This window comes from Vibrio sp. B1FIG11, from assembly GCF_905175335.1.
Lineage (GTDB): Bacteria > Pseudomonadota > Gammaproteobacteria > Enterobacterales > Vibrionaceae > Vibrio > Vibrio campbellii.
In genome coordinates this window covers 1,345,681-1,357,864 of sequence record NZ_HG992752.1, presented here as the reverse complement: position 1 = coordinate 1,357,864, position 12,184 = coordinate 1,345,681, and the positions used below count along the sequence as shown (strand labels likewise).

At 45.8% G+C, this 12,184-nt stretch carries 1 protein-coding gene; it reads left to right on the top strand.

Translation table 11 applies throughout. The features are described 5' to 3' along the window. Positions 1-226 precede the first annotated feature (226 nt). Positions 227-11,944, top strand: coding sequence for a tandem large repeat (locus KHO06_RS22785; protein WP_244858418.1), 11,718 nt, complete (start codon positions 227-229; stop codon positions 11,942-11,944). The last annotated feature ends 240 nt before the right edge of the window (positions 11,945-12,184 follow it).

The window sequence follows — 12,184 nt, the reverse complement described above, 5'->3', positions numbered from 1 at the left end:
ACGCCGTTAATGCCAATTCCTGTGTTTTTACTAAGTAAATAACGATAGATGTGAAGTAGCGCTGCCAAAGAGGTTGAAAACTGCCTGTTTGTTTAGCGTTTATGCTTAATTTTATGGTTATTTTGTCACGTTGAGAAAATTCCAGACAATAATATAATCGCGGCAAAATAGACTCTGCCAAATTACTATGTTCACTAAAAATACGATAAAACCAACGTTAGGTCTCATGGCTGCTTCACTTTTATTAAGTGCATGTGGCGGTGGGGATGGTGGTGATAACACTCCGCCAGCTAGGAATACCGGAAGCATATCGGGTAACGTTTTTGACGCTCCAGTTAACGGTGCCAAGATCGATGTGTTTGAATACAAGGATGGAAAGGTTGGTCGTAAGCTAGACAGCACAACTTCCGATGCCTTTGGTGACTACAAGCTAGAATTCGAATCTTCTTCGATGCCTTTGTATGTTGTCGCGCAACAGGGTAGCTATACCGATCCCCTTACAAAAGAGATTGTATCGTCGAGCGCGAATAAAACCCTGCGTTTAGAGGGGATCGTGAACTTTAGTGAAGGTAGTGACCAAAAATTAATGCTCACACCACTGACAAATATCGTCTCTGGGCTTGCGAAGTATAAAATCGCCAATGGTGAATCCGGTTCGGATGCGGTTTCTGAAGCCTTAGATAGTATCAATGGCATGTACGGGTTTAATGTTAACGAAACCAAGCCAATTGATATCACCAAAGGTGGCCAGAGCAGTTTTGCTACACCAGGACACCAATATGGTGCTTTGCTGACTGCCTATTCGTCTTACTCATATGACTTAATTCAAAAATACGGCCAGTCTGAGGACAAGGTCTATACCTCAATGCATTTCGCTGACATTCAATTTCGCGATGTCATCGCTGATGGTCTTTTAGATGGTTTAGAGATCAGTGAGTCTACTGGTGCGGTGACGCCGCTTACGTTTGGCCAGCAGAGAATTACCAGCGACGTTTACACTCAAGATCTTTCCCAGCACGTTTTGATTGTGGTGAACGATCCAGAGCTTAATATCTCAGGGACGGACGCTGATGATTACGTTGCATTTAGTCAAAAAATTAATGACTTGGGAAGCCATGGCGAAACTGATGGTGTTATTCCACCACGCGATGAAACTGAGATTGATACCGTTCCACCAACCATCACGCGCACCGATAATGATGTACTGACTAAAACAGATAATGTAGATATCCGGCTCAATGACGATATCGGTGTTCAATCTGTTTCTGCTTATGTGCAATACCAACTTAACGGTGTTTGGTCGGATGAATTCAAATGTAACGATCAGCAGACGTCTGGCAGTGAGTTTTGTACGGTAGATGCAAGCGGCTTTGAAGTCGGTGTTCGTGAAACAAACATCAAGGTAAGTGTCGATACAAAGGCGATTGATGCCGTTGAGGTCGACTCAGATACTGGCCTTTCGAATGTAACTGCAGCACGTTTGGTGTTTTACACGGCAGACGTTTTGGGCAATGAACTTATCCCTGGTAGCAATTCAGGCCACTACGTGAATTTCGAGTGGGATAATGACGCACCGGTTATCTCTGTCACTTCTGCAAGCGCTATCAACAACGAACTTCAAGAGTACGTATTAAAAGGCATAGTAAAAGAAGCGTCTCAAGACATTAAATCTGTCAGCGTTTCATTTAAAAGCGGGCTACCAGAAGATGTGGCTTGTACTCCTGTAACGGCAGAGTCGGGTAGTGCTTGTGAATTTAGTAAAGCCTATTCGACGGACGAATTCTTATCTACGACTACGTTCGATGTTAGGGCTACTGACACCAAAGACAACGTCGGTGAATACCAGCATGCAGTAAGCCGTGACGACCAAGCGCCTGCTCAGATCATTACATACCCTGAAGGGACATCGATGAACTACGTCAATGTGACCGTCGATGGAGAAAGGTCTACGTACGAAGGGGTCTACACGCAAGATACTTATACTTCAGATAACGTGCAGTCGAGCCGAGACTACTTGAAGATCGATTATGTCTATGCTGCTTCTGGCTTGAAATCAATTGATGGCGTTGATTTCGCCAATTTTCACGTCAACGTATTGAAAGAGAATAAGATCCCTTACGTGCGAGTTCGAGTTGCAGATGTGAACTCCGATACGGTTTTAGGCTCAAGTGCCGACAAGCTTAAACTCGTCGTGAAGTACTACGTAAGCCAAAACAACGACAACAACTACGCATTTCAAAACACAACACAAACCGTAGCATCGACGGACACTATCACCGCGAGTATCCCTCATGAAACTATTTTAGATAGCGAAGGCAGAGTTGATGAAGTTATTTACTACGTTCCCTTCGTAAAAGAGGTACTTGGTGATGGCTTTAAAAACGTTTCAGAAAACGCCAGTCAAAAACTAGTGATTCAAACTATCGATGAGTCCGACAATGAAAGTGCGACTCAAGAAGTTTACTTCCGAAGCAGTTTTGACCTACCTACGATGACAGTTGTGACCCCTTTCATTGGCGCACGTGTACAATTAGAAGGTTTGAACCCAAATGGTGAATTCACCTCTCTAGCAAGTTGTACCACCATTCAGCAGCCAGAAAGTGATCAAACTACCGCGCTTGATGTTGCTTCGTGTGAAACCACGACGGACGTTGTCAATTATGAATTCATGCGAGTACGTTTAATTGGTGTAGAAGGGACGGACCCTCACTACTATCAATGGAAAGATGATGCAGGCGCCAAAGCGAGCGTTAATCTAAACAATGCCAATATCGGCGCATATTTTGAACTTGATGGTTCGAATACGTATTACGTGACCGAGCTTGCCACTTACCAGACAGGACTGTTTGATTATCGTTGGAATCAGGTAGAAGCCGGTGACAAAACATCAGAACGCGCTTCGCAAATTCTTACGGAAGTGAAATATGCGCTAGCTGGCGGTAATGATTCATTTTTCGGATTCGACCCAACCGTGACGGCTTACGCTACAAATGAGATGCTTGAGGAGCCGATTCCTAGCGATCTCTCTAACGACTACCTGCACCGTTTCCTTGTCGAAGCGATTGATAAATTAGCGGAAAAGACGCCACGTAACAATTCTTCTGATTTCGCTTCCGCTATTTATGACGATCTTAGCTACGATGGTAAAGCAAACGGCATTGGTGCTGGTGGGAATCAAATCAAATTGGATGATTACGAATTCGACTCTGATACCTACCGCAAAGACCTTGCTCAGTCTTACTACGATATCATGACTGAAAAATACGGCATCCCAGATAATATTGCTCAGCTTTATGCCGATGATATTTCTACGGCTAATCCTAAACTTGGCGAAGACAATATCTTTGATAGTGGTGGCGGCAGTATTGATATTTATCCGCCGAAACAAACGTTAACAATAGAGACTGGCCGCGAAACAATGGTTGGTAACAAACGCTATGTCGCGGGTGAAGTGGTATCTAGAGTAGTGCTAGAAGATCCATCTGGGGTTGTAGAGGAAGGTGACCAAGCCCCGAAATTCCAAAGTATGTGGTATGCCATGGATGACCCCAATACTGCTATTCCATTAGAGCTTCAACCACAAGAATCTGGCGATAGTAATAAATTTAGAAAAGAGTACTTCTTTACCTTAAATACAGAATCAGCAGATCTTACCGATATCATCGAGTTTGCGCTGGAGACAACGGCATTCGATACCAAAGGTAATGGATATACTGAGGCCAAGCCTCTTGTAGAGCGTTTGTATGTAGATAATGACTATCCGGAGGCTAGTTACATACCGCCTAAAGATCCGGATAATCAACCTATTCGGGAAGATGTTTATCTGAGTATTAAAAATAACATCCACGATCTAACTTTTGAGTTGGATGATGTGGTTGATGACAAACTCGAGAAACGTAGCTTACTTTTCTATAAGACATCTGGCGAAAGGTACCCAGTTCCATATGAGCAGTTTTATGCCAACCAAAGCGATCGGTTTGTCGTACGCCTATGCAGTCAGGAAGATTGCTCGACTCAAGGAACAACAATTAACCCAGGTGATGGTGACTGGCTAGCGGTAGTTAGCGCCGAAGATAACTTGGGGAACGCGGTATCAGATGCCGACAATGGGGCCCCAAGGTTTCGTATTTATATCGACTCTGAGCCACCGGTTGTTAATGATGCGGAAATTACAGAGCGATTGGGTGGCAACGATGTTTGGACTCCAGTGATCGATTGGGGTGATCTTAGTCAAGGCAGCAATGTAAAAGTAGAGCTTAGGAAAGGTTCGAGCCAACCCCAGCCGTTGGAAGCTTGCGATCCTGAAACAAGCGTTTGTGATCAACCATACCTCATTGGCGAGCAGCCGGATGTTAAAGTTCAATTGGTTGCTGAAGCCTTTAATTATGATTCCAAAAATGAATTTTATGTAACGGCAACGGATAAAGCCTACCCAGCAAACGAGAGTAGGAAGGGGACGTTCAGCTTTCAAGTTGATAACAAGGGGCCAGTAATTCTACTTTCTACCCCTTGGGTTGAAGATGCTTTGAATAAAGAAAACACCGTAGTAGGACGTAAGTTCAATGTGCTTTTTGAATCTGTGACAGATGATTCAGGTATTGAGGAAGTGTCCTTGTTCCAGGTAGATAACCCTACAGTGTTAAAAACGTTTAAGCCTGCCGACCCAAGTCAAAAATTCGAAATGCCACTTGTAGATGCTGATACTGACAAAATCGACCTGACTGACGGAAATCGCATCAGTCTCTATGTAAAAGCAAAAGATGTTCATGGTTTTGAAAGTGAATCTAATACAAATAGCGTAATTTTTGACAGCAAAGGCCCAGAATTTAGCTTGATGGGGCACGATGTTAATAGTTACTACAATAGTGATTATGTCTTTGAACTGAGAGCTACAGATTTAGGCCCGAATGGTAACGTTTCTACTGAGGGGGTAGATCGAGAAAACTTAGAGTACTGGATATTTGAAGATGTTGAACCAACTCCGGGTACTCCGGGAACGAAAATAGTTAATGCTGACGCTCTTAAAATTCCTTTAGGTGGGCAAAGTGATGGTGAGCATACAATTAGAGTTAAAGGTTCAGATACTCGTGGCAATTCATCGACAAGTGACTTTTTAGTTAACGTGAGCAGTAAGCTTCCCCAATTGGATCTTACGATTGCTTACGCAGATAGTGGTGAACCAATTGACCGAGTTGTATATAACGAAGGTGACATTAAGCTAACTTTAAAAGTAACCGATGTGAGTGGTGTTAAAGAAATTAAATCTACTTATAAATACTCGGGTGAAAGTAAAGCGACAGACTTTCAGTTTTATAAAGTCGACGGTTCAGAGGACACTTGGGAAGCTACGTTAACCCAATTGCAACTAGGAACTGATGGGAACTATGAGCTGAGTATTAGTGTTGAAAATAATGTCCAACATAACGGTGATCCACTATTTAGCGACATTAACCGCACGTTAAGCGTCCAGCGTAATGGTGTCGCTATTGATATTGATGAGCCTAAAGATTTTCAGAACTATGTGTCTGATGGCGTGCTAGACGTCAAATTCGTAACTAAAAGTGAAGTAAAAGCACAAAGCATAGAGTGTTGGGTTCGTCAGGAACACAATGGCAACGATGCACCTCCTAGTGGAGAAAAGCCTACTTCTGGCGTGAAGAATATTTCTTCGGGGCAAGAGCCTAGTTGTAGCGTTGATTCGGAAAATATTTCGTATTCACCTGCTGTTTTGATTGTCCAAACTACGGGCACGAATGGAGCGGAAGCCGTTCAGAAGTTTGACTTTAAAATGATGGATGCAGATGTTCCAGTTCCCGTTTACCCTGAATCCGACACTTACCAATTTAAGGGCGGTGAGGTGACCTATGATTTAGATGATCCAACTAAATACCTTGCATTTGACCTTATATTTAAAGATGAGCTGTCAGGAGTAAATATTACTGACAACACGGATTTCCCTAAGTTAATTAGAACGGCTGGATCTATTCCGTTTAGTGCTGAGAGTTGTGTGCTGAATGCCAAGGGTGAAGCTGTTTGCCGTTACAAAGAAAAGTATGCCGATATCATTCAAAAGACGGCGGTTACTCATGCCTATAAAATTTCTAACATTACTGATAATGCAGGCAACTTAGCAGCAGAGCATGAGTTTGAATTTTTATTACCAACTGAAAAGCCGGTAGTTGAAATTACAAGCCCTGAAGGTAGTGATGTATTAAATGGTAAAATCCTCGATGTAGACTTTAGAGTTAAGCTTGCCGAATACTCGGACATAGAAAACGTTAGTGTTACTTTTGGTGGCCTGTCATACGACTTAAAAAATAACGCTGATAACTTCAGAAACTTCACCACCTGTAGTGATGATGACACATATCGCTGTTCAACATTTCATAGTGACGAGTTGGATGCGGGGCTAGAAAATAAAGCGTTATCAATCGAGGTTCTGGTCACTGACGTTTGGGAAAACCGTGGGTTAGATTTAGTTGAAGATATTCGATTTGATAATACTGCTCCTGTCATTGGAGATGTGATCGCTGTTACTGAGCAACCAGATGACAAAGTTAGGTTCACTTTTGTCGAGATGAAAGATGACGTCAGTGGTTTAGCGAGGGTTAAGTACACTGTTCGAGCGCTTGGCTTTGAAGAAGAAAAAACGGAAAACATGACTTATTTCGAGCTATCCAAAGATCAGCTCTTAGGTCGTGATCAAATAACGGTTGAGGTAATCGCGACTGATGCGGTGGATAACCAAAGTAGTGAAGACAAGATTATCGATTTGAGTGAGCCTGCCGTTGCTCTTTCTTTCGATGACATGACTAGCTTGCTGGGAGGCAAGCTAGCATTCACCAAAGAAAGTCAATCGTTCACGATTACGTCTACAGAGGGGGAGCATGTCAAGGCAACTCATTATACCATCGATATGGTTACAACTACCGGAGACCCGCTTAACTTCAATGGCAATATTGTGTCGTCAAGCGCGACTGGTACCATGGATTTTGCAATTGATGACCAAGCTGAATACACATACAAAGTGACAGTCACTGACTCAATGGGACGTGCTATTAAAGACTTTACGCTTTTTAATAACACTTATAATGCCGAGGGTATCGCATCAGTTGTCGATCGTGAAGACCCTGAAGTGTCGATTGTCGATACCACGCAGGATGACAAAGCGACAGATGATGGCAAATATAAGTTGGATGTAACTGCTCAGGTAACAGACAAAAACTTAAGTTCAGTAACATCAACAGCTGACAACGGTTCAGGTCTACCAGTGGGGGCACAATCAATCACGGAACCTACCAACGACGACGAACCTTATGTTTTTCACTACTTATTAACACCAGGAGATTACACGATAAAAGTAATCGCGACTGATGCAGTCAGCAATCAAACGGAAAAAACGACAACATACCAAGTAGAAGCAGCAACAGTCCCTGAGCTAACAATATCGACGACTGCGAGCACACCTTTGGCCGGTGGCGCCGAAGTCCCCCTTACGTTTACTTTTACTGAAGAAGTTACAGAATTCGATATTTCAGATGTAAAGTTAGATGAGAATAATGGCGGTGAGTTACAACCTTTATCTTGGAGTACCACTGACAACATAACTTGGACAGTTACATACGTAACACCAAAAGATGAAAATAAAAAAGTAACCATATCGGTTGAAGATAACAGTTACAAGAGTGTCAATAATATAGATGGTAGAGGATATAGTCTTCAATTGGACGTTGATGGGGTGTTGCCAACGCTTACTAAAGTAACGTTTGATCCACTGCATCAAGAAATCGGAAAGGCAGTAGACGTTAAGCTTGAGTTTGACAAAGAGTTACAAGAAGCAACGGCAACATTAGGCGCGAACAATGTTACTTCGCTAACGGCTACTGCAGATAAGAAAGTTTGGACCGGAACCGTGAATGTGCCAGACGTACCAGAGCTCGGTGTTGGCCTAGTGGTGAGCCAATATAAAGACTTAGTAGGAAATGTGGGCGAGGATAATACGTCATATGAATTGCCAATTACCCCAACCTTAACCGTTGAAAATATCAGTGATGTTAACGAAACGGGCGCTGCAAGCGTTGCAGTTAATGGCGATAGCACACGCTTCGAAACCACCGACACATTGACCATTAAAGCGGTCGATACGGACAATAAAGAAGTCACGCAAACCACGACAGTGACTGCATTGGGTAAATGGAACGCGACGTTAGACGTCTCTGGTCTTAAAGACGGCACCATTACGGTGACGGTGAATGGTACTAACGACTTGGGCGCACCAGCAAAAGAAGCGGGGACGACATTTACGCTGACGCAAACTAAGCCAACGGTGGATGACGGTCAAACATCGATTAACCCAACGTACGCAGCGGCGGGTGAGAGCGTGACCGTTACCGCCACGTTCGACAAAGGCGTTACCACACCGACGGGTTCAACGCTGGGTACAGCGGCGATCAACTGGACAGCACAAGCAGGTACTCAAACCCAATGGGTGGGCACAGCGGAAGTCGCGTCGGTTGCGGATTCGGTGAAGAGTGTGGCGTTAACGTTGCAAGGCTTTAGTGATGCAACGGGCAATGCCGGTGAGGCATTCACTTCTAGCAAAGCGCTAGCGATGACCCCAACCTTAACCGTTGAAAATATCGGTGATGTTAACGAAACGGGCGCTGCAATCGTTGCAGTTAATGGCGATAGCGCACGCTTTGAAACCACCGACACATTGACCATCAAAGCGGTCGATATGGACAATAAAGAAGTCACGCAAACCACGACAGTGACTGCATTGGGTAAATGGAACGCGACGTTAGACGTCTCTGGTCTTAAAGACGGCACCATTACGGTGACGGTGAATGGTACTAACGGCTTGGGCGCACCAGCAAAAGAAGCGGGTACGACATTTACGTTGACGCAAACCAAGCCAACGGTGGACGACGGTCAAACATCGATTAACCCAACGTACGCAGCGGCGGGTGAGAGCGTGACCGTTACCGCCACGTTCGACAAAGGCGTCACCACACCGACGGGTTCAACGCTGGGTACAGCGGCGATCAACTGGACAGCACAAGCAGGTACTCAAACCCAATGGGTGGGCACAGCGGAAGTCGCGTCGGTTGCGGATTCGGTGAAGAGTGTGGCGTTAACGTTGCAAGGCTTTAGTGATGCAACGGGCAATGCCGGTGAGGCATTCACTTCTAGCAAAGCGCTAGCGATGACCCCAACCTTAACCGTTGAAAATATCGGTGATGTTAACGAAACGGGCGCTGCAAGCGTTGCAGTTAATGGCGATAGCGCACGCTTTGAAACCACCGACACATTGACCATCAAAGCGGTGGATAAGGACAATAAAGAAGTCACGCAAACCACGACAGTGACTGCATTGGGTAAATGGAACGCGACGTTAGACGTCTCTGGTCTTAAAGACGGCACCATTACGGTGACGGTGAACGGGACTAATGACTTGGGCGCACCAGCAAAAGAAGCGGGGACGACATTTACGCTGACGCAAACTAAGCCAACGGTGGATGACGGTCAAACATCGATTAACCCAACGTACGCAGCGGCGGGTGAGAGCGTGACCGTTACCGCCACGTTCGACAAAGGCGTCACCACACCGACGGGTTCAACACTGGGTACAGCGGCGATCAACTGGACAGCACAAGCAGGTACTCAAACCCAATGGGTGGGTACAGCAGAAGTTGCGTCGGTTGCGGATTCGGTGAAGAGTGTGGCGTTAACGCTGCAAGGCTTTAGTGATGCAACGGGCAATACTGGTGAGGCATTCACTTCTAGCAAAGCGCTAGCGATGACCCCAACATTAACCGTTGAAGCTATTAGTGATGTTAACGGAGCGGGCGCTGCAAGCGTTGCAGTTAATGGTAATAGCACACGTTTTGAAACTTCTGACGAACTGACCATCAAAGCGGTGGATAAGGACAATAAAGAAGTCACGCAAACCACGACAGTGGCTGCATTGGGTAAATGGAATACGACGTTAGACGTCTCTGGTCTTAAAGACGGCACCATTACGGTGACGGTGAACGGGACTAATGACTTGGGCGCACCAGCAAAAGAAGCGGGTACGACATTTACGTTGACGCAAACCAAGCCAACGGTGGACGACGGTCAAACATCGATTAACCCAACGTACGCAGCGGCGGGTGAGAGCGTGACCGTTACCGCCACGTTCGACAAAGGCGTCACCACACCGACGGGTTCAACGCTGGGTACAGCGGCGATCAACTGGACAGCACAAGCAGGTACTCAAACCCAATGGGTGGGTACAGCAGAAGTTGCGTCGGTTGCGGATTCGGTGAAGAGTGTGGCGTTAACGCTGCAATGCTTTGAAGATGCAATGGGCAATGCCGGTGAATCATTCACTTCTAGCAAAGTGCTAGCGATGACCCCAACCTTAACCGTTGAAAGTATCGGTGATGTTAACGAAGCGGGCGCTGCAAGCGTTGCCGTCAGTGGGGATAGTACTCGTTTTGAGAGCACGGATAGCTTGACTATCAAGGCTACGGACAGCGAAGGGACCGAGGCGAGCGCAAACGTAAACCCAAATGCTGGCGGTGCTTGGAGTTCAACGCTCGATGTTTCGGGTCTTAAAGACGGTACCATCACAGTAACCGTAAATGGTACTAACGACTTGGGTGCACCAGCAAAAGAAGCGGGGACGACATTTACGTTGACGCAAACTAAGCCAACGGTGGACGACAGCCAAACGTCGATTAACCCAACGTACGCAGCGGCGGGTGATAGCGTGACCGTTACCGCCACGTTCGACAAAGGCGTCACCACGCCAACGGGTTCAACGCTGGGTACAGCGGCGATCAACTGGACAGCACAATCGGGTACTCATACCCAATGGGTGGGTACAGCAGAAGTCGCGCCGGTTGCGGATTCGGTGAAGAGTGTGGCGTTAACGTTGCAAGGCTTTAATGATGCAACGGGCAATGCTGGTGAGGCATTCACTTCTAGCAAAGAGCTGGTGATGACCCCAACCTTAACCGTTGAAAATATCGGTGATGTTAACGAAGCGAGCGCTGCAAGCGTTGCCGTCAGTGGCGATAGCACACGCTTCGAAACCTCCGATACATTGACCATCAAAGCGGTCGATACGGACAATAAAGAAGTCACGCAAACCACGACAGTGACTGCATTGGGTAAATGGAACGCGGCGTTAGACGTCTCAGGTCTTAAAGACGGCACCATTACGGTGACGGTGAACGGGAGTAACGACTTGGGCGCACCAGCAAAAGAAGCGGGGACGACATTTACGTTGACGCAAACTAAGCCAACGGTGGACGACAGCCAAACGTCGATTAACCCAACGTACGCAGCGGCGGGTGATAGCGTGACCGTCACAGCCACGTTCGACAAAGGCGTTACCACACCGACAGGTTCGACGCTGGGTACCGCGGCGATCAACTGGACAGCACAATCGGGTACTCAGACCCAATGGGTGGGTACAGCAGAAGTCGCGTCGGTTGCGGATTCGGTGAAGAGTGTGGCGTTAACGTTGCAAGGCTTTAATGATGCAACGGGCAATGCCGGTGAGGCATTCACTTCTAGCAAAGTGTTAGCTATGACTCCTACTATCGCTTTTGAAGCAGTAAACGATGTCACAGGTGCAACAACAGTAACTATCAATGGCACAACTACTCGTTTTGAGGCGGGGGACACAATAGCACTCAAAGCTGTTGATACCGATAGCTTGGAGGTTCTTGGCAGCGCAACAGTGCTAGATGATGGTACATGGACCGTTGACCTTGATTTGTCTACTTTGAAAGACGGAGAAATAACCGTTTATGCAAATGGTACCAATTCACTATCTGCGATCGCTGATGAGGTGAGTACAACATTCAATTACTCTAGTACTACAGCGCTTGTTGTTCCAAACTATTTGGAAAGATATTCCGCGGAATTACCCTCCCTGAAAGCAGCCTAAAAGGAAGCGAGCATTAAGCTCGCTTTCTTTTTGCTCGTATTTAAGTGATCTAAGTCAAATGATTCGCATTTTCTCATAATTGAGCCAGATGATTCGACGGTCTTTCTACAAGGTCAAACATCTAGAATGCCTAGAGCAATTTTGCTTTTAGTTGTTATTAAAGTGATTGTGCGGGTCAATACAGGTATGTGGTGGTGAATGTGCCACGTTGAGAATATAGCGCAATATTATATAGTTACA

Excerpts from the sequence above, each read along its gene's own strand:
- KHO06_RS22785 (WP_244858418.1), top strand. The coding sequence starts at position 227 with ATGGCTGCTTCACTTTTATTAAGTGCATGTGGCGGTGGGGATGGTGGT.